At 71.1% G+C, this 26,020-nt stretch carries 22 protein-coding genes; 10 read left to right on the forward strand and 12 right to left on the reverse strand.

Translation table 11 applies throughout. From position 1 onward, the window contains the following. Positions 1–4 precede the first annotated feature (4 nt). The 5 genes from ABT158_RS22455 to ABT158_RS22475 are packed head-to-tail and all read left to right on the forward strand — an operon-like array spanning position 5 to position 4,717. Entirely contained in the window at positions 5–1,465 is a 1,461-nt protein-coding gene (locus ABT158_RS22455; RefSeq protein WP_352356215.1) for a zinc-binding metallopeptidase family protein, read from the forward strand. Between the two features lies 1 nt (position 1,466). Then, complete coding sequence (ssuE, locus tag ABT158_RS22460) at positions 1,467–1,964, forward strand: NADPH-dependent FMN reductase (protein ID WP_352356217.1); 498 nt, start codon at positions 1,467–1,469, stop codon at positions 1,962–1,964. Continuing rightward, positions 1,961–2,749: an LLM class flavin-dependent oxidoreductase gene (locus ABT158_RS22465; protein ID WP_352356219.1), complete on the forward strand. Its 789-nt coding sequence runs from the start codon at positions 1,961–1,963 to the stop codon at positions 2,747–2,749. The genes ssuE and ABT158_RS22465 overlap by 4 nt, the downstream gene beginning before the upstream one ends. Next, positions 2,739–3,836 (forward strand): LLM class flavin-dependent oxidoreductase, encoded by a 1,098-nt coding sequence (locus ABT158_RS22470; protein WP_352356221.1) that lies wholly within the window; start codon positions 2,739–2,741, stop codon positions 3,834–3,836. The genes ABT158_RS22465 and ABT158_RS22470 overlap by 11 nt, the downstream gene beginning before the upstream one ends. Then, on the forward strand, positions 3,836–4,717 hold the full coding sequence (locus ABT158_RS22475; protein ID WP_352356223.1) for an ABC transporter substrate-binding protein: 882 nt from the start codon (positions 3,836–3,838) through the stop codon (positions 4,715–4,717). Before ABT158_RS22470 ends, ABT158_RS22475 begins: the two co-directional genes overlap by 1 nt. A gap of 47 nt (positions 4,718–4,764) precedes the next feature. On the opposite strand, the gene ABT158_RS22480 is transcribed toward ABT158_RS22475, so the two are convergent. From ABT158_RS22480 to ABT158_RS22530, 11 genes are all read right to left on the reverse strand, one after another. Continuing rightward, complete coding sequence (locus ABT158_RS22480; protein ID WP_352356225.1) at positions 4,765–5,784, reverse strand: ferritin-like domain-containing protein; 1,020 nt, start codon at positions 5,782–5,784, stop codon at positions 4,765–4,767. Between the two features lie 134 nt (positions 5,785–5,918). Beyond that, complete coding sequence (locus ABT158_RS22485; protein WP_352356227.1) at positions 5,919–6,329, reverse strand: cupin domain-containing protein; 411 nt, start codon at positions 6,327–6,329, stop codon at positions 5,919–5,921. Positions 6,330–6,337: 8 nt separating this feature from the next. After that, entirely contained in the window at positions 6,338–7,090 is a 753-nt protein-coding gene (locus ABT158_RS22490; RefSeq protein ID WP_352356229.1) for an SDR family oxidoreductase, read from the reverse strand. Between the two features lie 159 nt (positions 7,091–7,249). Then, positions 7,250–7,927, reverse strand: coding sequence for a sigma-70 family RNA polymerase sigma factor family protein (locus ABT158_RS22495; protein ID WP_352356231.1), 678 nt, complete (start codon positions 7,925–7,927; stop codon positions 7,250–7,252). Positions 7,928–7,973: 46 nt separating this feature from the next. Beyond that, the gene (locus ABT158_RS22500; RefSeq protein WP_352356233.1) at positions 7,974–8,888 is read right to left on the reverse strand and encodes an RNA polymerase sigma-70 factor; all 915 of its coding nucleotides are present in this window, start codon (positions 8,886–8,888) and stop codon (positions 7,974–7,976) included. Positions 8,889–8,930: 42 nt separating this feature from the next. Next, on the reverse strand, positions 8,931–9,647 hold the full coding sequence (locus tag ABT158_RS22505) for an alpha/beta fold hydrolase (RefSeq protein WP_352356235.1): 717 nt from the start codon (positions 9,645–9,647) through the stop codon (positions 8,931–8,933). 20 nt (positions 9,648–9,667) lie between these two features. Further along, complete coding sequence (locus tag ABT158_RS22510) at positions 9,668–11,314, reverse strand: ferritin-like domain-containing protein (protein ID WP_352356237.1); 1,647 nt, start codon at positions 11,312–11,314, stop codon at positions 9,668–9,670. Continuing rightward, positions 11,307–11,537 carry a hypothetical protein gene (locus ABT158_RS22515; protein WP_352356239.1) on the reverse strand — a complete coding sequence of 77 codons (231 nt, stop codon included), beginning with the start codon at positions 11,535–11,537 and terminating at the stop codon, positions 11,307–11,309. Before ABT158_RS22515 ends, ABT158_RS22510 begins: the two co-directional genes overlap by 8 nt. A gap of 148 nt (positions 11,538–11,685) precedes the next feature. Beyond that, positions 11,686–13,416 (reverse strand): L-aspartate oxidase, encoded by a 1,731-nt coding sequence (locus ABT158_RS22520; protein WP_352356241.1) that lies wholly within the window; start codon positions 13,414–13,416, stop codon positions 11,686–11,688. Between the two features lie 9 nt (positions 13,417–13,425). After that, complete coding sequence (locus tag ABT158_RS22525) at positions 13,426–14,610, reverse strand: low temperature requirement protein A (RefSeq protein ID WP_352356243.1); 1,185 nt, start codon at positions 14,608–14,610, stop codon at positions 13,426–13,428. A 94-nt stretch (positions 14,611–14,704) separates the two neighbouring features. Beyond that, positions 14,705–15,364 carry a sigma-70 family RNA polymerase sigma factor gene (locus ABT158_RS22530; protein ID WP_352356287.1) on the reverse strand — a complete coding sequence of 220 codons (660 nt, stop codon included), beginning with the start codon at positions 15,362–15,364 and terminating at the stop codon, positions 14,705–14,707. 327 nt (positions 15,365–15,691) lie between these two features. Between ABT158_RS22530 and ABT158_RS22535 the strand changes: the two genes are divergently transcribed. The 3 genes from ABT158_RS22535 to ABT158_RS22545 all read left to right on the forward strand — a co-directional run bounded on the left by ABT158_RS22535 (position 15,692) and on the right by ABT158_RS22545 (position 23,615). After that, entirely contained in the window at positions 15,692–18,463 is a 2,772-nt protein-coding gene (locus tag ABT158_RS22535; protein WP_352356245.1) for an ATP-binding protein, read from the forward strand. Between the two features lie 143 nt (positions 18,464–18,606). After that, positions 18,607–19,704 (forward strand): hypothetical protein, encoded by a 1,098-nt coding sequence (locus tag ABT158_RS22540; protein WP_352356247.1) that lies wholly within the window; start codon positions 18,607–18,609, stop codon positions 19,702–19,704. 86 nt (positions 19,705–19,790) lie between these two features. Beyond that, positions 19,791–23,615: an RICIN domain-containing protein gene (locus ABT158_RS22545; RefSeq protein ID WP_352356249.1), complete on the forward strand. Its 3,825-nt coding sequence runs from the start codon at positions 19,791–19,793 to the stop codon at positions 23,613–23,615. A 153-nt stretch (positions 23,616–23,768) separates the two neighbouring features. Here ABT158_RS22545 and ABT158_RS22550 read toward each other — a convergent pair whose 3' ends face one another. Further along, positions 23,769–24,242 carry a MarR family winged helix-turn-helix transcriptional regulator gene (locus ABT158_RS22550; RefSeq protein WP_352356251.1) on the reverse strand — a complete coding sequence of 158 codons (474 nt, stop codon included), beginning with the start codon at positions 24,240–24,242 and terminating at the stop codon, positions 23,769–23,771. A gap of 94 nt (positions 24,243–24,336) precedes the next feature. Here ABT158_RS22550 and ABT158_RS22555 point away from each other — a divergent pair, with 94 nt between their 5' ends. Then, a complete protein-coding gene (locus tag ABT158_RS22555; RefSeq protein ID WP_352356253.1) occupies positions 24,337–25,305 on the forward strand; it encodes an NmrA/HSCARG family protein in 969 nt (322 codons plus the stop codon). Between the two features lie 119 nt (positions 25,306–25,424). Then, positions 25,425–25,940 (forward strand): hypothetical protein, encoded by a 516-nt coding sequence (locus ABT158_RS22560; protein WP_352356255.1) that lies wholly within the window; start codon positions 25,425–25,427, stop codon positions 25,938–25,940. Positions 25,941–26,020 lie beyond the last annotated feature (80 nt).

Raw genomic sequence — 26,020 nt, forward strand, 5'->3', positions numbered from 1 at the left:
TGCCGTGAGCAGGGCCATGACGGCGGCGGGCTGGATCGCCGGGAACGCCGCCGCGCTGACCGGGCTCGCCGACCGGATCTGGGCCTACGCCGAGCCGTCGCTGCGCGAATGGCGCTCGGCCCTGGCCACCGCCGCGCTCCTGCGCGCGCACGGCTTCACGATCGCGTGGGGCACGGCCGGCCTGCCTGCCGCGTTCGTCGCCACCCACGGCGACCGCGGGCCGGTGCTGGGCTTCAACGTCGAGTACGACGCCCTGCCCGGCCTGTCCCAGCGGGCCGGCGCGGCCCGGCACGAGCCGGTCGCGTTCGAGGGCGACGAGTACGCCCCCGCCTACGGCCCCGGCCACGGCTGCGGCCACAACGCCCTGGCGGCGGCGTCGGCAGGCGCGGCCATCGCCGCCGCCACGGCACTGGGGAGCCGGGCCACGATCAAGGTGTTCGCGTCCACCGGCGAGGAGCACCTGGTCGGGAAGGCGTACGCGGTGCGCGACGGCGCCTACGACGGGCTGGACGCCTTCCTCGACTGGCACCCCGCCCCCGTCACCGGCACCGGCTGGGACGTCACCAGCGCCCTGTACTCGGCCACGTTCTCCTTCCTCGGCTCGCCCGGCCACGGCTCGAACCCGCTGGGCACCCGCAGCGGCCTGGACGGCGCGCTGCTGCTGACCGAGATGGTCGAGCGCCTGCGCGCCGGCCACGTCTCCCCCTCCGGCCGCGTCAGCTACACGATCAGCGGCGGCGGCGCCCCCAACGTCACCCCCGACCTGCAGACGGTCTGGGTCTACGTCCGCGAGTCCACGGCCGCCGCCGCCAGGACCCTCTACGACCAGGTCGTGACCTGCGCCCACGCCGCCGCCGCCGGCAGCGGGACCCGGCTGGAGCACCGCCTGGTCACCGCCATCAGGCAGGGGCTCGGCAACCGGGCGGGCGCCGAGCTGCTGCACCGCACGATGAGCGAGCTGGGACCGCCGGCGTTCACCGACGCCGACCACGCGTTCGCGCGGCGGCTGCAGGCGGCGATCGGCCGCCCGCCCGCCGGCCTGGCCGGCGAGGTGCTGCCGCTGCGCCCGCCCGCCGGTCCCGACCTCGGCGGCCCGTCCAGCGACACCTCCGAGGTGAGCTGGACGGCGCCGCACCTCAGCCTGGTCTCGGCCGTGGTGCCGCTCGGGGTGCCCCTGCACTCGTGGGCGGCCACCGCGGCGACCGGCACCCCGATCGCACACGCCGGGCTGCTGGCCGCCGCCCGCTACCTGGCCACGGCGGCGGTCACGCTGGTCGAGCAGCCCGAGACGCTGGCGGCGGTCAGGGCGGAGTTCGACTCCCGCGAACGGGAACCCGCGCTCCTGCCGGCCGGCGCCGAGCCGCCGTACCACCTGCCGCCGCCCGGCTTCCTCGACGAGACGGGCCAGTCGCCGCGGCCGACCCGGACGCCGCCCGTTTCCGCTGAACCCCTAGGAAAGATCTGACATGTCCGTCCTGCTCATCTCCGGCAGCCCATCGGCCGCCTCGCGCACCGTACGTCTGCTCGACCACCTGGCCGGACGGCTGGGCCGGCCCGCCACCGTACTGCGCCTTCGTGACCTGCCCGCCGAGGCCCTGCTGCGCGGCGACACCGCCCATCCCGAGCTGGCCCACGCCACCGCGCAGGTGGCCGCGGCCGACACGCTCGTCGTCGCCACCCCGATCTACAAGGCGTCCTACACCGGCCTGCTGAAGGCGTTCCTGGACGTCCTGCCGCAGGGCGCGTTCGCCGGCAAGACGGTCGTGCCGATCGCCACCGGCGGCACCCCGGCCCACCTGCTGGCCGTGGACTACGCCCTGCGCCCGGTGCTGAGCGTGCTCGGCGCGCGGCACGTCACGCGCGGCCTGTTCGTGCTCGACACCCAGATCGAGCCGCTGGCCGGGGAGCTGCTCCCGCGCATCGACGCCCTGCTGGAAGAGGTCCCGCTGGGGGCGGCGGCATGACGGCGCACCGCACCGGCCGCTTCCACCTGGCCCTGCCCACCCGGAGCCCCGACCCCGCCCCGTTGCCGGCCTTCGTCACCGACGTGCGGCCGGCGCTCACCGACCCCGCCGGGCGGGCCGCCGTGGCCGCGGACCTGTCCGGGTGGGCGGGCGCGCTCTCGCCCTTCGACCCCGCCGGCCAGGAATCTCTCACCGTCGCCGCCAACGCCCTGCGCCGCACCCGCCACCTGCGGGTCGTCGCCGAGTTCCACCCGGCCGTGGCCACCCCGGTCTACGCGGCCAAGCTCTCGGCGTCCCTGCAGCGTTTCTCGGCCGGACGGCTCGGCTGGCGGCTCGCGGTGGATCTGGATCCGGCCGTGGCCAGGGCGCAGGGCGACTTCCTGACCGGCGCCGCCCGGTTCGCCCGCGCCGGCGAGTTCCTCACGGTGGCGAAGGGCGTCTGGGGCGGCGGCCCGTTCGACTTCGCCGGGGACTTCTACGAGGTGGTCAAGGGCGGCTTCGGCGCGCCGCTGTCGTCCCCGCCCTTCCCCGAGGTGCACCTGTCAGGCGTCTCGCCCGAGGCCCTGGAGCTGTCGCGCCGCCACGCCGACGTGCACGTCTTCGCCGCCGGTGACGACCTGGCGGCCCTCATCCCCGAGCTGCCCGGCCTGCGCTACGGCGTGCACCTGCCCTCGATCGAGGCCGCCGGCGAGTACGCCGCGCTCGGCGTCACCGAGTTCTTCCTCCAGACCGAGGACGTCTACCGCCTCGGCGAGCACGTGAAGGAGCGGTCTGTTGACCGTTGACATCTACTGGCGCATTCACATGGAGGGCGACCAGCCCTCGCTGCGCCGCCGCGTCCGCAGCCGAGGCGGTTTCGCCCCCGGCGGCACCGCCCCCGGCACCAGGGACGGCCGGGACGACGGCTACAGCCACGCCGACTACATGGCCGAAGTCGCCAGGGCCGCCGAGGACAGCGGCTTCACCGGCGGGCTGCTGCCGAACTTCCCGCACACCGACGACCCGTGGGCCGCCGCCGCGACGCTGGCCCGCGAGACCACGTCGTACCGCTTCATGGTGGCCTTCCAGCCCGGCTTCCTGCACCCCGTCCAGGCCGCCCGGATGACGGCCACGCTGCAACGGGCCACCGGCGGCCGGATCGTCTACAACGTCATCTCCGGCGGCGGCGGCCCGGCGCAGCTGTGGTGGGGCGACAAGGTGGACCACGACGACCGCTACGCCCGCACCTCGGAGTTCCTGGACGTGCTCAAGGGCGTCTGGCAGGGCGGCCACACCCACCGGGGCCGCTTCTACCAGGTGGAGAACGCCGGGCTGCCGGAGGAGCTGGCCGGGCAGCCGTTCCCCGAGATCTTCTTCTCCGGCTCCTCCCCCGCCGCCATCGACGCCGCCGGCCGGCACGCCGACTACTACCTGTCCTGGCTGGAGCCGTTCGAGGCGCTGGAGGAGAAGTTCGACGCCGTGCGCGCGCACAGTGCCACGCCGCCCCGGTTCGCCGTGCGGGTGGACCTGCTGGCCCGGGAGAGCGAGGAGGAGGCGTGGGCGGAGATCGAGGCCGGCTGGCGGGCCCGGCCGCGCGAGAGCGACGCCGGCGAGGGCGACTCCGTCGGCGTGCGCCGCAGCCGCGCCTTCCTCGCCGGAGCCGGTGACGACCCCCGCGCCCTGGAGGTCGCCCCGCACGTGTGGGGCGGCTTCAGCCAGCTGCGCGACGGCCCGGCCTTCGGCCTGGTCGGCGACTACCACCAGGTCGCCGACCGCCTCGACCGGCTGCTGGACCTCGGGGTGGACGCCCTCATCCTGGCCGGGATCCCCCATCTCGAAGAGGCCCGCCGCGTGGGCCGCCACGTTTTGCCGCTACTGAAAGGACGCTCCTGATGACCACCAAGGTCGGCTTCTTCCCGCAGAACAACACGCTCTGGGTGGCCCGCCACCGGGACCTGCTGCCCGGCGTCGAATGGGTGGACCTGAACGCCCTCGGCCGGGACGGACGCGTCGATCCCACCCGGGCCCTGCCGTCCGCCCACGGCGACCACCTGTTCGACGGCGGATACGACTTCATCGGCACCGGCTCCACGCCCCCGGTCACCGCCCAGGCCAAGGGCCACGACATCGTGTACGTGGCGATCTCGGGGCCGCGGGTCGAGAACGGCCGCCTGGTGGTGCGGGACGACTCCCCGATCGGCTCGGTGGCGGAGCTGAAGGGCAGGCGGGTGGCGCTCGGGCACGGCTCCTGGCAGACCACCCTGCTGCTGCTGGCGCTGGAGCGGGCCGGGCTCGGGTGGGGCGACATCGTCCCGGTGGACGCCTACGGCAACGCCGCCGAGCTGCTGGTGAACGGCGACGTGGACGCCTGGGTGGGCTCCTACCCGTACCTGACGCCGGTCGAGTCGCGCACCCGGACGCTGGTGGAGACCGAGGGCCTGTTCAGCCACCGCTCGCTCTGGTTCACCCGCCGCGACTTCGCCCGGGAACGGCCGGAGGAGCTGGCCAGGATCGTCACCGCGCTCCAGCGGGCGGACCGCTGGACGGAGGAGCACCCGCGCGAGGCCGCGGCCCTGTTCGACGGCGACCTCGACGCGTGGGAGCACGCGCTGCGCACCCGCCCGTGGGGGCTGCACCCGGTCAGCGCGGAGTTCGTCGCCGAGCAGCAGCACGCCGCCGACCTGTTCCACGCCAACGAGCTCATCCAGCGGAAGATCACGGTCGCGGACGCCGTCCTCCCCGAGATCGGCGAGCTGGTGACGCGAACCCGGTGACCCCTGTCCTCTCCGCCGCCCACGCGGCAGCGGAGAGGTTTCCTGGATCAGCCGCGTGCTTCGGGCGGCACGTAGGCGAAGGTGGGACCGGCGCCGCCGGGCAGCGCCATCAGGGCCCGCGCCTGGGCCCTGAGCGCGAACATGGTGCGGGTGGCGTCCGTGAGCCGGTCCGGGTCGCCGTTGAATGCCTGTTCCAGCAGGTTCAGCAGGGTGCTGTAGGTGGTGTCGAACAGAGCCTGCGCCGCCCGCACGGCACTGCCCGGCTCGGCGGGCCGCGGGTTGGGGGTCATCGGCAGCACGCCGTCCGGGTCGACGCCGACCTTCTCGCCGGTCGGGCCGGTTCTCGGGGTGTCGCCCCGCTGGTAACGGCGGCCGAGCTTGAGCTCCATGAAACGGTAGTAGTGGGCGACCTCTTTCCGCTCGGGGTGCAGGACGTCACGGTCGCCGTCCCAGACCTCGCCGCGGGCGTTGCCCTCCCCCTGCTCGACGATCTCCTTCAGCGCGCCGAGCGCGGACTCCAGATCCTCGACGGCGAACAGCGATCCGGCAGTGTGGCGGAAGTGGGCGCCGCTCACCTGCCGGGCCGGGTCGCCGCAGAACACCTCCTTCTCACCGAGCGTCTCGCACAGGTGGCGCAACCCCTGCTCGATCGCGGCGTAGAACTGCCCGATGGTCTCGTAGCCGTCGTCCTCCGGCGGCGCGCCGGGCGGCGCGGGCCGTTCCAGGCGCAGGAACATCTCCAGCGCCTGCGCGCCGAACGGCACCAGCGACACCTCCAGATCGCTGTGCGGCAGCCTGCGCGGATGCGGCGGCAGCATCTGCGGCATGTCCAGACGCGGCCTGCCGCCGACGGCGTTCAGCAGGTTCGCCGCCAGCGCCAGATGCAGCATCTCCTCCACGAAGACGCCGCTCACCACCTCCACAGCCACCGGATTACGCTCCGGATCAAGCGAGTACAACGCCGTCAAGTACGGCGGCAGCGTCGCGTGCTCCAGCTCGATCGCCCACTGCAGGTGCTCACGCAGACTGCCGAGCGTGCCGATCCGGACCGGTCGTTCGTGGTTCATTCGTGTCATACCTCGGGTTGTCGGCAGGGCGGATCGGACCGCCGGCCAGTGGGCCGGCGGCCTGGTTAGATCCTGGGATCAGGCAGCGACGACGGCAGCCGGTGCCGTCACGCTGCGGATACTTCGCCGAGGGTTCAGGACAGGCGTGGCGCGCGGCGGTCCTTGCGCTGGGCCAGCTCGGCCTCTTCCACCAGCGTGAACATCGGCTTGCCCGGCTCGCACAGCATGGTGACCGTGAACCGTACCGGGACATCGTCGCGATTGTTGCCGTCCTGGTAGTGGATGACGTCGCCACCCGGCTCCCAGAACGCCTCGCCGGCGCGGATCACCCGCTCCGGCTCTCCTTCCAGCTCCATCAGCATCTCGCCCTCCAGGACGACGCCGAAGGCGGGACCCGGGTGGCGATGCGGCGGCGCGCCGGGGTCTCCGGGCGGGTACTCGATGACCACGGTCATCACGTGCGCGCCCTCGGGGATGAACGGAGGCTGCGCCTCCTGCAGCACGGTCAACGCCGTCTGCCACGCGGTCGATCGCGGCTTGTCCATCGCCCCGCCTACTTCGCGCCGGACCGGTCGAGCCAGTCCTTGTAGGTGATGGTGCCGAGCTGCGCGCCGTCAGCGGGCACCAGCGACCGCTCGCCGAGCACGCTGCCGAAGTAGCGCGCCTGCGGGTCGACGACGACCTCGCGGGTGTCGCCCCAGGCGGCCAACGCCTTGCGGAAGAACTCGTCCATCTTGTACTGGGTCGGTCCGGCGATCTCGATCCGGCCGTTCAGCGGCGTCCCCACCGCGGTCCTGCCGACCGCCTGGGCCACGTCGTCGCCCGCGATCGGCTGGAACAGCACCGGCGCGATGTGCACCTTGCCGTCGACGGTACCCTCGTCGGCGATGCCGCGAGCGAACTCGAAGAACTGGGTGGAGTGCACCAGCGAGAACGGGATGCCCGACTTCTCGATCAGCTGCTCCTGGGCGATCTTCGCCGCGAAGTAGCCGTTCTCCGGCATCCGCTCGGTCCCCACGATCGACACCGCCACGTGATGGCCCACGCCCGCGGCCGCCTCCGCCGCCAGCAGGTTGCCGGTGGAGGTCTGGAAGAACTTCATGACGGCCTCGCGCTCGAACGAGGGCGAGTTCGACACGTCGATCACGACCTGTGCGCCCTTCAGCACCTCGGCCAGGCCCTCCCCGGTCAGCGTGTCGACGCCGGTGTTCGGCGACGCGGCCACGGCCTCGTGGCCGTGCTCGCCCAGCTTCTTCACCAGCTTCGACCCGATGAGCCCGGTCCCGCCGATCACCACGATTTTCATTGTTGACGCCCTTCTGGCTCTCTGGGCGCTGTGGTGCGCCCCTGTCGTCAGCTAAGACAAGGCAGCCCCCTCGGTTGTGACAGGGCTGCCGCCGGGGCGGCCTGAAACCCGTTGCAGTTGGGTCAGTGGAGAGGATCTGGTCGTGCACCGGCATGCCCTTCAGTGCCAACGCTGGAGTTTGTCGGGGTTCAGGATGATCCACACCGCCGTGACCTCGGCTCCGGCCACGCTCACGCTGACCACCGCCACGGCCTTGCCCGCCCGCCGCAGCACGAGCCCCGTCCTGCCGTTCACCGATCCGATGGCCGGCTCGGTTCCCGGCTGGTCGATCAGCAACGCCGTGACGACCCGCGCGACCGCGTCCGCACCGTGAGTCGGCCGTACGGCGACGCGCATCTTGCCGCCGCCATCGCTGACGACGATCGCGTCGGCGGCCAGGACTTCCCGCAGCGCCTCGGTGTCGCCCGCCTGGCAGGCCGCGGCGAACCGGCGGGCTACCCGCTCGTGCCTGGCGAGCATCTCCGGGCCGTACCCGGCCTGGTGCGAGACCGGGTACGGCACAGGCTGGGCCCGCGTCACCCGGCCGCCGGGCACGTGGTCGGGGTCGGGGTCGGCGACGAGCTCCAGGCAGATGCTGCCCGCTGTCCGCGTCAGCCAGGCGCGCGGCACCGCGATGGCGGCGCGCTCCTCCTCGTCGAGGGCGTACCAGCGGCGATAGGTCTCCTGGACGACGTGGTCGGCCGTGGTGTCCGAGCCGGACATGCACAGAGCGATCCCGAGCAGGTGCTGCCGTTCGTCGAGCATCTCCGCCAGCGACTCGGCGCCCGCCTCGGTCATGGTCTGCCGCCTCCTTCATTGTTGGCAGATAAGACCGGACAGCCCGTTACGTTGTGACAATGCGGCTGCGAGACCGCTCGAAGGCCTCGATCTTGGCCGGATTGAGGATCCACAACAGGTGGTGGATCCCCTCCCTGGATGCCTCCATGGCGAGCAGGGCGACGCCGCTGCCGTCCCGGGTGACGAGCACACCTGGCAGCCCGTTCATCTCGACCCACGTGATGGCGGTGCCCGGCCAGAACCGCGGTGAGAACGCGGCCACGAACCTGGCCACCCGCTCGTTGCCCAGCACGGGGAACTTGGCCGATCCCCTGATGCCGTCGCCGTCGGAGGAGCTGACGACGTCAGCGGCGAAGAGCTTCTCCAGGGCGCCGACATTTCCCGTCTGGGCGGCGTTGAGGAACGTCTCCAGGAGGCGCCGGTGCTGGAGCCTGTCGATGGGCTCGTGGCGGACGGCGGTCACGCGCCTGCGGGCGCGGCTCACGATCTGCCTGACATTGACCGGGGTGAGCCGCAGGATCTCCGCTATCTGCGGATAGGGGTAGTCGAAGGCCTCGCGCAGGACGTAAGCGGCGCGCTCGGTGGGATTGAGCCTCTCCAGCAGGAGCAGAAAGGCCAGCTCCAGCGCTTCGCCGCGTTCGGCGCCGACAGTGGGGTCAAGACTTGTGTCCACGGGTTCCGGCAGCCAGGGGCCGATGTAGGACTCCCGCCGCACGCGCGCCGACTGCGCCAGGTTGATGGCCAGCCGGGTGGTGACCAGCGCCAGGAAGGCCGGCGGGTTCGCGATGGTCTCGCGGTCGGTGTCCTGCCAGCGCAGCCACACCTCCTGGACGATGTCCTCGGCCTCGGCCGCGCTGCCCAGCATCCGGTAGGCGATGCCGAACAGCCGCGGGCGCAGCTCGATGAAGGCGGACGCCGCCCGATCGAGAGCGTCCGCCTGTTCCAGAGATTCCGTGTTCATGTGCCCCACATCGATTCGCCCGTCGGCCTGGACAGGGGTTCGTCAGCCTCGCACGTGGTCCGCGGCGTCGAGGATAGTGGCTGTCACGGCGTCGGGCTGGGAGGCCGCGAGCGCGTGAGAGGCGCCGGCGACCTCGCGGGTGCCGCGCGAGTCCGCGCGCTCGGCCATGAAGCGCACTGCGGCGGCCGGAATGTTGAGGTCCTCGTCGCCGTGGACGAACCAGGACGGGACGGTGCGCCAGGGCGCCTCGTCGACGGCGAGCCCGTCGGACAGGGCGCGCTCGGTCACCGGCCGCTGGGTCGCGGCCATCAGCGCGGCCTCCTCGGTGTCGAGGTCGGCGCAGAACTGGTGGTGGAACTTGGCGGGGTCGATGCGGAACTCGTTGCCGCCGGAAGCCACCGGGTAGGCCTGCAGCGCCTGGCCGAGCGTACTGCCCTCGAACTTGCTCGACAGCAGCAGCGCGCTCTCGCCGGGCTCGGGGGCGAAGGCGGCGACGTAGACCAGAGCACGCACGGCCGGGTTGCCCGCCGCCGCCTGGCTGATCACCATGCCGCCGTAGGAATGGCCGACCAGGACGACAGGGCGGCCGATGCCGTCGATCACATCACGCAGATAGGTGGCGTCGCCCTCCACGCTGCGCAGTGGGTTGGCGACGGCGACCGTGGTGAGCTGGTGGCCGCGCAGGCGCTGGATGACGCGGTTCCAGCTGGCCGACTCGGCGAAGGCGCCGTGGACAAGGAGAACGACTGGCTGGTTCATGGGATTGCCTCTCTGGTTGTTCACTCGTGAAAGCCGATCTCGCGATGGGTGCCGTCGCAGAGCGGTTTGTTGCCGGAGTGGCCGCAACGGCACAGGGTCATCCGGTTCCTGGTCTCCAGCGGTAGGCCGTCGGATCGGGTGACGGGGATTCCACCGGTCACCCACAGCGCGCCGGCCAGCCCGTCCTCCTCCTCCAGCACCGAGACCGCGCGCGGGAGGTCGGCCTCGATCGTCTCGCCGCCGCGTTCGAGGGCATAGCTGTACGAGCCGGAGGGGCAGTGGTCGATGCGGCCCATGACGTCGGAGCGCACGTCGCTGTCGGCGGTGTCGTCGAGCATCCTGGCGATGGGCCTGGTCCGGCCGATGCAGAAGGCGGCGTGCACGCACAGCTCGCCCACCCGCCGCGCGGAGATGCCGACGCCGTCGTGCACGTGCTGCAACTCCTGGTAGGGCCGCATCGGCGCGGCCTCCGTGCCGTCGAAACCGATCAGGGCGTGCGTCCCGTCGCAGAACGGCTTGGCGCCCGAACGACCGCAGCGGCACAGCGCATAGGTTTCCTCGGTCTCCAGCGGCTCGCCGGTCTTCCAGGTGAGCGCGTTCCTCTGCCCGGCGGAGACGATCTTCCGCTTGCGCCGCAGGGGGACGCGACCGTACACGACGTACGGCCCGTCCCGGAGCACGACGATCCGCTGGTGGTCGCCCACGCTCCAGCGGCGCAGCTCAGGCGGGACATACTCGAAGGTGAGGCCGCCCCGCCGCATCAGCTCCTGCGCCTGGGCCTTGAGCGCGTACATCTCCCCGGTGGCGACGGCGAGCATCCTCGGGCTGCCGTTGAAGGCCAGCTCCAGCAGATGGAGGATGGCGCAGTAGGTGTGGTCGAACTCCTCCTGCGCGGCGCGGTCCGCAGGGTTGGGCGTCATGGGGAACACCCCGGTGAGATCCACCGAGAGCCTTTCACCGGTGGGACCGGACTCAGGGGTGTCCCCGCGCCGGTAGCGGCGGCCGAGCTTCAGCTCCATGAAGCGGTAGTAATGGGCGACCTCGTCCTGGTCACCGTCCCAGACCTCGCCGCGGGCGGTACCCTCCCCCTGCTCGACGATCTCCTCAAGCGCTTCCAGCGCGGAGGCGAGGTCGGTGACGGCGACGAGCCTGCCGCCGGTGTGGCGGAAGTGGGCGCCGCTCACCTGACGGGCCGGGTCGCCGCAGAACACCTCCTTCTCACCGAGCGTCTCGCACAGGTGGCGCAACCCCTGCTCGATCGCGGCGTAGAACTGCCCGATGGTCTCGTAGCCGTCGTCCTCCGGCGGCGCGCCGGGCGGCGCGGGCCGTTCCAGGCGCAGGAACATCTCCAGCGCCTGCGCGCCGAACGGCACCAGCGACACCTCCAGATCGCCGTGCGGCAGCCTGCGCGGATGCGGCGGCAGCATCTGCGGCATGTCCAGACGCGGCGTGCCACCGACGGCGTTCAGCAGGTTCGCCGCCAGCGCCAGATGCAGCATCTCCTCCACGAAGACGCCGCTCACCACCTCCACAGCCGCCGGATTACGCTCCGGATCCAGCGAGTACAACGCCGTCAAGTACGGCGGCAGCGTCGCGTGCTCCAGCTCGATCGCCCACTGCAGGTGCTCACGCAGGCTGCCGAGCGTGCCGATCCGCGGCTCAGGCAACGTCGTCACCCGGCCGCGGGCCGGCCTCCAGCACCTCGACCGCGTCGCGCAGCCCCCGCAGAGCGATCTTCTCGCGCTCGACGTCCGTCGGGTCGTACAGCCACTCGGTGACCGGCTGCCCCACCTCCTCCTCCGGGTGGCTGGCCTCGGCGATGATCAGCTCCTCCTCGATCTCGACGTGGAGCTCGTACAGGAACTCGTTCTCACTGTTCGGGGTGCTCATGTCTCCTCCAAGGGATGTACAGTCGGCCGGCATCGACTCGATCAGGATTGGCCGGCCCCCGAACCGCTCAGCCCGCCGGCCCGCCGCGCCCCTGTGGTCCGATCGCCAGCTAAGACAGGGCAGCCTCGGCGTTTGTGACAAGATCCGGCTATTCGACGAGCTTTCCCGCGGTTGAGACCTCGCGCATGAGGGCCGCGATCTCGGCGGGAATCGGCGGGATGCCCTCCCGCTCCACCGATCCGGGGCCGGACCACACGAGGTTGACCTGCAGTGCGGGGTCGAGTTCCGGGTAGTCGGAGCGGTTGTGGCAGCCGCGGGTCTCGCGGCGCTCGATCGCGGTTTCGATGGTCGCGCGCGCGGCGAGCGCCGCGGACTTCAGGTCGAAGGCGTGGGCCAGGTCCTGGAAGCCTGCGATGTCCGGGTGCACGCCCAGCCCGCCGATGCGCGCCTCGACCGCGGCCAGCTCGGCGAGGCCCTTTCGCAGGCCGCCCTCGTCGCGTACCACTCCGGCGTGCTCCGTCATGATGTCGCGGAGCGCTCGCTGCAGCGACCGCACGTTCTCCGGGCCGTCGGCGGACAGGAGCTCGTCCACTTCCTCCCGCGCCGCGGCGAGCGCCTCGGCGGAGCGGCGCTGCGCGCCGAGACCCGCGGAATACTCCGCCGCCGCCCGGCCGACGATGCGGCCGAAGACGAGGAGCTCGATGAGGGAGTTGCCGCCCAGGCGGTTGGCGCCGTGCAGGCCGCTGGCCGCCTCCCCGATCGCGTACAGGCCGTCGACGTCCGTGCCGTGGTCCTCGGGACGTACCCAGACGCCGCCCATCGAGTAGTGCGCGGTCGGCGCGACCTCGATCGGCTCCTTGGTGATGTCGAGCATCTGCAGCTCCAGGAGCGTCTGGTAGACGCGAGGCAGCCGCGTCATGATCGTCTCGCGCGGCAGGTGCGACACGTCCAGCCACACGCCGCCGTCCGGGGTGCCGCGACCTTCCTTGATCTCTGTGTACGCGGCCAGCGCGACCCGATCGCGCGTGGACAACTCCATCCGCTCCGGGTCATACCGGGACATGAACCGCTCGCCGAGCCGGTTGCGCAGGACCCCGCCCTCGCCCCGTGCCGCCTCGGAGACGAGCGTGCCCGCCGCGTTCTCCGGCGCGATGAGACCAGAGGGGTGGAACTGCACCAGCTCGGGGTCGCGGATGCGGCAGCCGGCCAGGACGGCCAGGCGGAAGGAGTCGCCGGTGTTCTCGTCGCGCCGGGACGAGGTGCGCCGCCAGATCCGGGTGTGGCCGCCCGCGGCCAGGATCACCGCATCGGCATGGATGACGTAGCGGCTGCCGTCGGTCAGGTCGAACCCGTACGCGCCGAAGACCGCGTTGTCGCGCACGAGAATCCGGGTGATGTACACCGTGTCGAGGACGCGGACGTCGAGCTGGTCCGCCCGGTTGATCAGCGTGCGCTGGATCTCCAGTCCGGTGTAGTCCCCCGCGTACGAGGTGCGCCGGAAGGTGTGGGCGCCGAAGAAGCGCTGGGAGATCCGCCCGTCCTGCTCGCGGGCGAACGGCATGCCGTACCGCACGAGGTCCTCGATGCCACGCGCGGCCCCCTCGGTGACGATGCGCACCGTCTCGGGGTCGGCCAGCAGGTAACTCTCCTTGAGAGTGTCGGCCGCGTGCTGCTGCCAGGTGTCCTCGGGGTCCATCGTGGCGAGGGCCGCGTTGATGCCGCCTGCCGCGAGCGCGGTGTGTGCGTCCGCCTTCGGACGTTTGCCGACCGCGAGGACGTCCACCCCGCGCTCGGCGAGTTCGACGGCCGCTCGCAGCCCGGCCCCTCCCGTCCCGATGACCAGGACGGACGTGGCGACTCTGTTCTCTGACGCGTACATGATGCTCCTTCAGCTACGTGCCGCCCAGATGGCGACGGCGACCAGCGCGACGCAGGCGGCCGCGATCAGCGCGACCACGGCGGCCACCCCGATCCACGGCGCCGCGAGCGGCGACGACACGACGGCGCCGACGCACCCCGCCACGGCAGCGCGGGGGACGGCGGAGTCCGCGTCGACCAGCGCATGCACCGTCCGGAGCAGGATGAGATACACCCCGACCGGGACGGCGACCGCGTAGCCGATCGCCGTCGGCGATGCCGCCACCTGGCGCCCGCTCTGCTCCACCGCCACCTCCAGCCCGGCGCCGAGAGCCGCCAGCGCGGCGAAGACGCCGAAGTGGCCGTACCCCCACCAGTACGACCGGTGACGCCGCTCGCTGAGCCCCTCCCCCGCCTCGACCAGGAAGTACAGCCACCACAGAGCGAACAGCAGGACGAGACCGGATCCGGCGATGACGACGAGGGGAGCCGCTTCGAGCGCCCCTTCAACCCCTCTGCTCGCGGCCAGGACGCTCTCGCCCAGCAGAATGATCGTGAACAGGCCGTAGCGCTCGGCGATGTGCCGCGGGTGCCAGGTGGTCGCCCTGGCCCGCTCCGCCCACCACGGCACCGCCAGCTCCAGGACGACCAGGCAGGCGAAGAACAGCAGCTGGAGTGAGGCCGGCAGGAGGCCGGCGTCCAGGAGAGCGAGCCGGAGCAACCAGCCCAGCTCGACCAGACCGATGCCCGCGGCGTAGCGGAGCCCCGTACGGCGGCTCGCTGGATCTTCGAACGCGGCCCTCAGCCATTGGGCGACGAGCCCGATCCTCATGATGAGGTAGCCCAGGGTGATGATCCCGTAATCGGAGTGGCCGGCCGCGGCGGGCACGCCGACGGCGAGGACCAGCACCCCCGCCATCTGCACCATGGTCAGCAGCCGGTAGGGAATGTCGTCGGTGTCGTACGACGAGGCGAACCAGGTGAAGTTCATCCACGCCCACCAGATGGCGAAGAACACCTGGAGGAACGGGACCAGCCCGGTCAGGCCATGACCTTCGGCGATGACGTGCGCGAACTGCGCCGTGACGGCCGCGACCGCGACCACGAAGGTGAGATCGAAGAGGAGTTCGAGCTGGCTCGACGCGCGATGCGGCTCGTCGACGGGCCGTGAGCTCATCCTGACCCGGATCCGGATGGTGGTCATGGTCGGGGGCACGCTCACGCTCCTGTCGCTCTTTCGGCGTCCGATTCACCCCGAAAGACCGGACGGCGTCTGGATCTGTGACAGATCGCCGCAACAGCGATCGAACTCAGCGGACGATGTCGGCGGCGAGCACTTCTTCCAGCTCGGCGAGGTCGCCGGACTGGGCGGCGGCGACGAACGTCCGCACGAGGCGCCGGTGCGCGGTGGTGCTCACCTGGTGGCGTCGCCCGGTGGCGAGGTGGTTGCGGGCGCGTCGCAGGAGTTGCCGCGCATGGTCTTCGCCGAGATGGAGGAGCTCGGAGAGCTGGCGGTAGGGGTAGTCGAAGGCCGTGCGCAGGAGATAGACGGCCCGTTCGGCGGGTGTCAGCCTCTCCAGCAGCAGCCGGATCGCAGTGTCGACCGCCTCTCGTCGTTCGGCCGCCGTCTCGGGCCCGGCGGAGAGGTCCGCCGTCTCGGGGAGCCAGGTGCCGGCGGAGGTCTCTCGGCGCCTGCGGGCGGACTGGGCGACATTGATGGCGAGCCTTGTGGTGGTCAGCGCGAGGAACGCCGGCGGGCTGATGACGACCGACCGATCGGCACGGGCCCAACGCAACCACGTCTCCTGCACCACGTCCTCGGCTTCGCCCACGTCCTGCAGGACGCGCAGACCGATCGTGAGGAGCCGGGGCGCGGCGCTGACGAACGCCGAATCGTCCCCGTCCCCCTGTGTGATCGACCGGTCGTGGGTCTGCTCCGCGTGGTCTTCGTACGACTCCAACAGGCTCATGGTCACGATGGCGGCTCCGTTCGACAGCTGGCATCCGGTGATGCCACTGCGATCACGGTCGCTGCCCGTGCCGCTCCATCGCGCCCTGGGAACACCGTGGTCGGTACCCTGGCCCGCACCGTGGGGGGCGTCGGGTCAGCGGAGACGCCTCGGACAGGGGGATGCTCCGCGACCGCCCGGCTCACCCCCGGCGGCCGGTGTCACCAGCAGATTGCTGGGCTTAATGGCAGAACGGTAGGTTACGTCTCCATCTAAGATGTAGCGCCGGTTTCTCCCCATGTTCAGCGGTCGTGGGGCAACGAACAGATGATCGTCGGGGGCAGTGCCATGGCAAGCAGAGGTCCCGGGTCGCGACTTCGCGGGCGGCAGCTGGAGTGCGAGACGCTGGATCAGCTCGTGGCGACGGTGCAGGACGGCCACAGCTCGGTCCTGGTTCTGCGCGGCGAGGCCGGCATCGGCAAGACGGCGCTGCTGGAGTACGCGCGCGACAGCGCGTCCGGCTGCCGGATCAGCAGAGCGACCGGCGTGGAATCCGAGATGGAGCTGGCCTTCGGCGGGCTGCATCAGCTGTGCTCCCCGTTCCTGGAGCATCTGGGTCGCCTGCCGGGCCCGCAACGCGACGCGCTCGGGACGGCGTTCGGCCTGAGCACGGGAACTCCTCCGGACCGCTTCCTGGTCGGGCTCGCGGTGCTCAGCCTGCTCGCCGACGTAGCCGAGAAAGGGCCGCTGGTCTGCCTCGTCGATGACGCCCAGTGGCTCGACCAGGTCTCCGCGCAGACCCTCGCCTTCGTCGCGCGGCGCCTGCTCGCGGAGCCGATCGGGCTGGTCTTCGCGGTGCGCGAGCACCACCTCGGACCGGAGCTGAAGGGGCTGCCCCAGCTCGACGTGGGACGGTTGAGCGACAGCGACGCCCGCGCCCTGCTGGACTCCGTGACTCCTGGACGACTCGACGAGCAGGTCCGGGACCGGATCGTCGTCGAGACGCAGGGCAACCCGCTGGCCCTGCTCGAACTGCCCCGGGGGCTGGCGCCGGCCGAGCTGGCGGGTGGATTCGGGCGGCCCGACGCGCGACCGCTGGCCAGTCAGATCGAGCAGGGCTTCCTGCGGCGGGTCCGGGCGTTGCCGGCCGAGACACAGCGGCTGCTGCTCGTCGCGGCGGCCGAGCCGGTCGGGGATGTGACCCTGCTGACTCGCGCGGCGGAGTTGCTGGGCATCGAGGTGTCCGCCGCGTCACCGGCCGAGGCGGCGGGGCTGATCGCCATCGGTACGCGGGTGCGTTTCCGTCATCCCCTCATGCGCTCGGCGGCCTACCGCGTCGCGTCCCCGCAGGACCGGCAGGACGTCCACCGGGCGCTGGCCGACGCGACCGATCCCCGAGCGGACCCCGATCGCCGGGCGTGGCACCTCGCCAACGCGACGGCCGGCCCCGACGAGACGGTGGCCGCCGAGTTGGAGCGCTCGGCCGACCGGGCGCAGGCGCGCGGCGGAGTCGCCGCGGCGGCGGCGTTCCACGAGCGGGCAGCCGAGCTGACCCCCGATCCCGCGCGCCGCGGCGCCAGGGCCTTGGCGGCGGCACGGGCCAAATACCAGGCCGGCGGGTACGACGCCGCGCTCGAACTGCTGGACGCAGCCGAACTCAGCACCCTGGACGAACGCGAACTCGCCCAGGCCGACCTGCTGCGCGGCCAGATCGCGTTCGCCTCCAGGAGCGCCGGTTCGGCCTTCCCGCTGCTGCTCAGAGCCGGTGAGCGCCTGGCGCCGCTGGACGCCGGGCTGGCCCGCGAGACCTACCGCGACACGTTGAACGCGGCCATGAACGCGGGCCGGCTGCCGAGCGGCGCCCAGGTGGCGGACATCGCCGAGGCGCTGCTCGCCGCACCGCCGGGGCCGCCGCCGGAGCACAACGACCTGCTGCTGAACGGCGTGGGCGTGGCGCTCACCGAGGGTTCCGCCGCGGGCGTGCCGATGGTGCTGCGGGCCCTGGAGTCCTTCCGCGCCGAAGGGGTCTCCAGGGAACAGGGCCTTGGCTGGCTGCCGTTCGCGTCCCGGATGGCCCATAACGTCTGGGACTTCGACAGTTGGTCGGTGCTCTCCGCGAGACTGGTCGAGCTGGCACGGGAGGCGGGCGCACTGTCGGTGCTGCCCTCAGCCCTCCACATGCTCGTGTCGAACAGGGTCCTCGCCGGTGAGTTCGCCCTGGCCGACGCGCTGGTCGCCGAGGCGGTGACGATCGGCGAGGTGACGGGCAGCCGCTACCTGGCCCAGTACGCGGCCCTGATCCTCGAACCGTGGAGAGGACGAGAGGCCGCGACCCGTCAGGTGAGCGCAGCGATCGCGCGGGACCCGGCCATTCAGGGGGAAGGCAAGGTGGTGACCGCCACCCAATGGGCGAGCGCGGTGCTCTGCAACGGCCTCGGCCGGTACGAGGAGGCGTACGTCGCCGCCGAGCGAGCCTTCGAGCACCCGCAGGAGCTCGGCGGGACGGCCATCAGGTCCACGGTCGAACTCGTCGAGGCCGCCGTCCGGAGCGGCCGGCCCGCCCGCGCGGCCGAGGTCGCCTGGCGACTCGACGAGATGGCCCGAGCCAGCGGCACCGACTGGGCCCTCGGGACCTCGGCGTGCGTACGGGCCCAGGTGAGCGACGGAGCGGACGCCGACGTTCTCTACCGCGAGGCGATCGAGCGGCTCGGCCGCACCGAGGTCCGCACGACGCTCGCCCGCACCCGGCTGCTCTACGGCGAGTGGCTGCGCCGGGAGAACCGCCGTCTCGACGCACGCGAGCAGCTGGGCATCGCGTACGAGCTGCTCGGCGACATGGGGGCCGAGGCGTTCGCGGAACGCGCCCGGCGCGAGCTCCAGGCCACCGGTGAGACGGTACGCAGGCGCACCGTCGAGGCCCGCGCCACTCTCACCGCTCAGGAGGCGCAGATAGCGCGCCTGGCCGGCGACGGGCTGACGAACCCCGAGATCGGCGCTCAGCTCTTCATCAGCCCGCACACCGTCGAATGGCACCTGCGCAAGGTCTTCGCGAAGCTCGGCATCTCGTCACGCAAGCAGATCCGCACCACGCTGCTCGAAGGCGCGGCGCTCACGGCCTGAGGATCCGCGGCCCGCCGCCTGATGTGACGAGTGTCATGTCACGAGCGGCCAGCCGCACCTTGTCTCTGTAACGACGGTCCATGAGTCACCGCCGGGCCAACGGCGCGACGGCCGTCGATTCGAGAGACGACGCGGGAGAAGAGATGTTCGTCAAGAAGAGGTTGTTCATCGCGGCCGTGGCGCTGATCGCCTCCGCCGGTGGAATGACGGCGCCGGCCTCGGCCGACGACGGCGGCGCCTCGATCAGCTCCTGGGGCTTCCCCGGTGAGGGGTCCGACTGGCAGCCGGTGACCTACGCCGGCGGGCAGATCACCAGCAGGTCCACGCCGGGAGAGGCGCGCGACGACCGCGGCAACGTCCTGCACGCCTGGCGCGGCGCGGACAACGACTCCATCTGGATCTCGTTGAACAACGGGCCCGCGTACTCGCTGCCCAACGCGCAGACCTGGACGCCTCCGCGGGTGATCTGGACCGACGACGGGGGCCGCGGCAACTTCCGGATCTTCCACACCGGCACCGAGGGCCACGTCTACCAGCACCGCGTCCAGCTCACCCCGAGCTACCAGCTGCCCGCCACCCTGCCCAGCTGGACCAGGATCCCCAACGACACGCGCACCACCGACACCGAGCCCGTGGCGGCTGCCGCGCTCCCCGGCAACTCCTTCATGCTCGCCTGGAACAGCCAGTCCACCGACGACATCTGGACGATGTACTACAACGGCGACACCGGCACCTACAGCTCACCCGGCGTCGTGCCGGGCGCGCGGAGCAAGGACGCGCCGGGGCTGGCTGCCCAGGTTGGCGCCAACGGCGACCCCGCTCCCTGGAACCAGGTCGTGCTCGCCTTCACGGGCACCGACAACTACGTGTACATGTCGCGGCAGCGGTACGGGACCGGCACCTGGACGAATCCGTTCCGGGTCTACGCGACAGGCACCCCGGGCTACACGAGGAACGGCCCGTCCGTCGCGCTCTCCCGGAGCGGCTACGGCGTCATCACCATCACCGAGGACCGTGACAACACCATCGGCAGCTACATGATCTCGCGCGACGGCGGGTGGAGCGGCTACTACGAGGAGAACAGCTTCGCGCTCTCCCCCGGCAGAACCCCGCTGGCCGTGGTGGCCGGCACCGATCTCTACTACGTCATCAACGGTACGGCCGGCGGCAAGAGCGGCGTGCTGTGGAAGAAGGTCTACGACTTCGCGGCGATGCCCACGCCGTCGGCCCCGCAGTGGTGAAGCCGGCGAACGCCCAGCCGCACGACGTCATCGTCACCGGCGCCGGATCCCGGCGTCCGCGTCCTTCTCGGAGAGATCACGTGAGAATGGTCCGACCAGCGGCGGCCATGGTGGGCGTCCTGCTGCTCTCGTTGTCGTCACCGGGCAACACCCCGGCGGCGTGGGGGGCGTCCGCCTCCCCGGCGTCCGTGACCGCACCTGCCACGGCGGAGGATCCGCCGGGGGCCGGGCCTGGAGCGTCCGGCCCTGACCTGAGTCACGACAACCGCACGGCCCCGCCGGCCGGACTGCCGGACTGGTCCCGCGCCGGGTACCGGGGCGGCCAGGAGCTGCCTGAGGGCGATGCGGATCTGACCGACGACGCCTCCTGCCGTATCTCGCCGGAGAAGCTCGCCTCCTCCTACGGGGTGACGGCGGACGACGGGACCGACGACACCGCCGGACTGCAGAAGGCGATCGACCACGTCAAGAGCGACTGCTCACCGAACGCCAACTTCGACCGGCTCTCGCTCATCGAGTTACCGGCAGGCCGCATCGACATCACCCGGCAGATCTACGTAGACGCCGGATTTCTGATCGTACGGGGCAAGGGCTCCGGCGACGGCGGCACCCGGCTGGTGTTCAGGCCCGGCCTCCAGACCCGCTACGACCAGGTGATCAACGGCCGGTGGGACCAGGAGAGCATGATCGCCGGCACCGCTCCCGACATCGGCAACGGCGGCTGGATCTGGCCCGGGCGTGGCATGTTCCGCGTCCAGACCCGGGAGGTGGCGACCCGGTACAAGGACGACTGGGAGCTGGCCTCCAGCCTGCCCATGCGCAAGGACCTCTACGAGGGCAGCGTCAACCAGCACTGGGCCGCCGGCTTCAAGGTGGCCGCCGCGGCCGATGACCCGGGCTTCTCGGCACGAGCGGGAGGCACGGTCGTGCGCCTGGACGCGAAGGCCGACATGACCAGGTTCAGGCCGGGCGGCTATGTCTGGGTGGGCGCGGCCAACAGCAGGAAGTTCTACGCGCAGCAGGGCATCACCGAGCAGAGCATGATCGAGTCGCTCCACATGCGGCAGGAGATGTTCCGGCTCAGCCGCATGGACGCCACGGCCAAGACGATCACGCTGGACCGGCCGCTGAGGTGGGACCTGCCGGTGAACTCCGAATCGGACGGCTCCGAACCGCTGAACGGCAACGGCACCCCGTACGCCAGCAAGGTCACGCCGCTGAAGGTGGTCGAGGGCGTCGGGTTCGAGGACTTCTCCTTCACCCAGGACATGAACGGCCTGCCGAAGATCGGCGGACAGGAGACGTACTCGCTCACTCCCGAGCAGGCCGTGCACAACTACGGCAACCTGGCGCCCGAGTACGCCATGCACGGCATCGTCTTCAAGTGGGCGGCCAACAGCTGGGCGCGCGGGCTCAGGGCCACGATGACCGGCTCACACCCGATCGTCACCGAGGTGGCGCGCAACCTGCAGATCGAGCGCAACAGCTTCGACGGCGCCTGGAACAAGGGCAAGGGCGGCAACGGCTACCTGCGCGGCAGCCGCGTGTGGGACTCGTTGTGGGCGCACAACCTCAGCCGCAACCTGCGCCACTTCACCTTCCAGTGGTCGGCGGGCGGCAACGTCGCCTTCCGCAACGACCTCGACTCCGACCTGAACCTGCACGGCGGCTGGGAGCACGACAACCTGTTCGAGCAGAACACGGTGCGAGTCCCCTACGAGCACCGCTCGGCCAGTTGCTCCGCCAACTGCGGTGGCGAGGGCGGCGAGATGGACGCGGGCACCTGGTACCCGATCTGGTGGGCGGCCGGGCCCAAGGCGGGCAAGTGGGCCGGCTCCTCCGGGCCGCAGAACGTCTTCTACGACAACACGCTGAGCAAGCAGACCACCGCCGGCGGCCCGTTCGAGCCGTACAGGCCGTACGGCGCCCAGGCCGGCACCGCTTTCCAGTTCGGATCGGACGGCTCCGACCCACGCGCGTTCCTGCCCCTGAGCCAGAACGGGCAGGCGATCACGGACTGGACCGGACGGGAGACCCTGAACTACCAGGGCAACGGAGTGGCCGCCCTCGACGTGGGACACCGGCAGTCGCTGTTCCTCCGCGACACCGGCGGCGAGCTTCCCCCACGTGACCCGAGGCTCGTCGAGATCAAGGCGGCCACCTGGAACATGGCCGGCGCGTCCTCGCCGCAACAGGGCGACAGGTACGCGACCGCGCTGCCCGCCTTGCACACCCAGGAGAGTCCTCCCAGGGAGAACGACATCCTGGCCCTGCAGGAGACCGGCTATCCCGCCGACCGGCACTCTTGGGGCAAGGACACGATCGCGCAGGCCGACTACGTCAAGAGGATGCGCGACGGCAGCACGAACGCGCCTCCCGTCGAGGAGATCTGGCTCAGCCGAACCAGTGGAGGCCGCGGCGGAGGTTTCCTCTACTGGCTGAACACGAACGTCGACACCGGTTCCGGCAACCCGGAGAAGATCAATCTGGCCGTCTGGACGCGGCGAAGTGTCCGGAGGGACGAGATATTCGTCGTCCCCGGAGCGACCCGGAACGGCGTTCACGAGGGCAAGTCCCGTCCCGCGCTCGGCGTCAACTATTGCGGGGTCGTCTACTTCACCTGGCACGGGGCCGCGGCAGGCGGCACGGACAACGTCACGATGCTGAGGAACATCAAGAGTCGTATGGAGAACGCCGGCCCGAACGGGCAACCGCTGCGCTGGGTGGTCCTCGGCGACTACAACATGGAGGTCTACGGGCAGGCGGGACTGCTGAACGCCCTCGGCGGCGACGCCCCTCAGTTCGACGCACTGCCCTCCAGCGGGCCCACCCGGCCCGTCTCGGGACGCACCATCGACTACGCCGTCACCCAGAACGGCGTCACCCCGGCGCTCTACAGGGGGTACGGGTTCGGAACGCCGATGACCGACTTCGAAATGTCGGACCACCTTCCCGTCGAATACGACTTCTCCTATCTCACCGAGGACCCGCGGTGCACAACGTCCCAACCGGCGCGGCAGGCGAAGGCCGTTCCGCGAACAACGCAGAACCTCAGAAGCGCCTCCAGCACCCGCTCCCCCTACCCTTCGGGCGCGGGGACGCGGCCCGGCAGCAGTCGCCTCAAGACCAGGACGTTCGTCCGGTCCGAGCAGAGCGCGCACAATTTCCGGTTCCTGGCCGCCGGTGACGACCCGGGACACTATCGCGTCCTGCACAGCTTCACACGTACCTATCTGGGCCAGGAATCCGGACTCGCCGACGCGCCGGCGATTCTCCAGGGCACCGACGACGGCGACTCCCAGCTGTGGCGATTGCTCGACATGGGAGACGGCACCTGGATATTGCTGAACAAGGCCACCGGCCAGGCGTTGACCGCCCTGGACCGCGCGGACGGCGAAGAACTGGTGGGTCGTGACCTCGCCGACGAATTCGATCCCGACCAGCGCTGGTTCCTCCAAGACGCCGAGAACGAGGCGCTGGACGTCGATGAGATCGTCACCGGCGCGGGATCGGCCATGACCGTACAGGACTCCGATCCGGAACCGGGCACGCCGGTGGCGCTCGAACCCGACAGCGACGATTCCGCAGAAGAATTCATGCCCATATACGCCGACAAGACCGAGGATTATTACTGCTATTACCTGGTCCACAAGGGACTGTATGTCAATTCGACGGCCACCAACCCCGCGGTCGGCGACGGCAACCTGCTCACGCTGAACGAATTCCGTCCCAATGACGGCGGCTACATGTTCTGCACTCCGCCGGCCGACAGGCACGCCTCACAACTGACGACGGTGGGCCAGTACGACGCGCAAGGCCGCTTCCTCAACCTCGGCGCCGTCGGCCCGGGTCTGCTGGCGCTGAGCGCGTCCTACGGGCTCACCTGGAACTGGAAGGCCATCGCGAGCTGACCGCCGGCGCTCCACCGGCGGCATCGCGCCCGCCGATCACCACACCGGATCACGACCCATGACGAACGCCTTCGCCGGGCCGCGGAAACGGCCCCGCCAGTGCCGTACGCGCCCCGGCGAATTCTCCCGCCACGCCCTGGCTCCGGAGCGTGATCACAACGAGCAGTCCCGCTCCCGGTGCTCGTCGAGCGCGCGGAGCACGTCGGCGCACGCCTGCGCGAAACCGGCCATCCGCTCGGGACCCAGCACGTCGATGAACAGGGCGTGCACCAGCTCGGTGTGCTCGGGGACGGCCTTGTCGATCGCCGCGCGGCCCTTGTCGGTGAGCCGCACGTCGGGATAGCGGCGGTCGTCGGCGTCCACCCGCTCGACCAGCCCGCGCTGCGCCATCCGGGTGAGCTGGTGGGACAGGCGGCTCTTCTCCCACTGGGTCGCGGCGGCCACCTCCGCGACGGGCATCTCCCGCCGCTCCGACTCGGTGAGCCGGACCAGGACCTCGAAGTCGGCCGCGGACAGGTCGCACTCACGCTGCAGGTGCTGCTGCAGGTGTGAGCCGAGGTGCTTGGCCATTTCGATGTACGTGCGCCACATCCGGTCGGCCTCGCCGATGTCCTGCTCCCATCCCATGGCGCCCACCCTACCGGCTGCTTGACGTATCAACCTGGCGCTGTATGGTGGCCGGGTTGACACATCAACCTGAACACACGAGGAGACCGGTTCCGTGAGCGAGCAGCAGATCATCGCCGTGGTGGGCGCGACCGGAGCGCAAGGAGGCGGGCTGGTCCGCGCGATCCTCGACGACCGCGGCGGACGGTTCGCCGCGCGAGCCCTGACCCGGGACCCGGGTTCGGCGCGGGCCAGGGAGCTGGCCGCGCTGGGGGCCGAGGTCGTCCGGGCCGATCTCGACGACGCGGGCAGCCTGCGCAGGGCGTTCGACGGCGCGCACGGCGCCTTCGTGGTGACCGACTTCTGGGAGCAGCGCACACCCGAGGAGGAGCGGGCACGGCCCGCGACCACCAAGGAGCGGGAGCAGGCCGGCAACGCCGCGCGGGCGGGCCGGGAGGCCGGTGTCCGGCATTTCGTCTGGTCCACGCTGTCCGACACCCGCGGCTACTTCCGTCCGGACGACGGGACGCCGAGCTTCGAGGGCACGTACAAGGTGCCGCACGCCGACGGCAAGGCCGAGGCCGACCGGTTCTTCCTGGAGTCGGGCGTGCCGACCACCTTCCTGCAGGCGAACGTCTACTACGAGGCGTTCCGGGACATGTTCGCGCCCCGGCGTGACGAGACGGGCGCGCTGGTGCTGCCGCTCGGGTTCGGCGCGGCGAGGGTGGCCGCGCAGGCCGCGGAGGACGTCGGCAGGACCGCACTGGGGATCTTCCGCCAGGGGATCGGGATGGCCGGCAGGCGGGTGAGCGTCGCCGGGGCCGTGCTCACCGGCGCGCAGTACGCCGCCGCGCTGAGCCTGGCGCTCGGGGAGCCCGTCACGTACCAGGCGGTCAGCCCCGACATGCTCCGGGCCGCGGGGTTCCCGGGCGCGGGCGAGGTCGGCAACATGCTCCAGTACCTGATCGCGGCCGCGCCCGACATCGCCGAGCTCATCGACTTCGAGCTGCTGCGTGAACTCAACCCGCGGCTGCAGACGTTCGACGCGTGGCTGGCCACTCACCGGGACACCATCCCGCACTGACCGGCACCCGCCCCTCCCCACCAAGGCGTCGGCCATGGCCTGCGGACGGAGCTCTGGATGGAGAGTAGTCGAACGGTTACCATCGGTGAGAAAATTCACTGTGCCCGAAGGGGGCTCACATGCCGGCATTCCGCCGAACCCTCACCCTTTCCCTGGCGGCGGTTTCAGCGGGCACGCTTCTCACGGCCGCCTCACCCGCAGGCGCCATGGCGACCAGTTCCCCGTGCGGCACCGGACCCTGGCCCGAGTGGCACGATCCCACCATCAACGAGATGACCGACATCAGGGAGGTGGTGAACCAGACAACGCACGACGTACAGATCAACGACGGAGAGAACCAGGACATCCGTTTCACCGTCCCAGCCGGCCGTCAATGGACCGGTTCCATGTGGGTTCCCTGGGTCGGCCGTCAGGACGAGATGTGGAAGAGCATCACCGTCAAGTGGGGGAACCGGAATCGCTACTGGGTGTTCCAGAGATACGGCGGCTCCGACCACGGCGACATCAAGTGCAGCGCGGTGGGCGACTTCGACAACAGTGGCCGCGTGTCATCCAACGGCATCGAAGGCGGCAGGAAGAGGCTCGTCATCCGCAACAACGACACCCTCTTCCTCGAGTGGATCAGCTACCCCTGAACCCGCCCCTGAACGATCAGCCACAAGCCTGCGAACCGGCTTCGTCCCAGCCCACGCGCGATCGCTCTGGCCTGGATCGT

The organism is Nonomuraea sp. NPDC001636, from assembly GCF_040298265.1.
Classification (GTDB): domain Bacteria; phylum Actinomycetota; class Actinomycetes; order Streptosporangiales; family Streptosporangiaceae; genus Nonomuraea.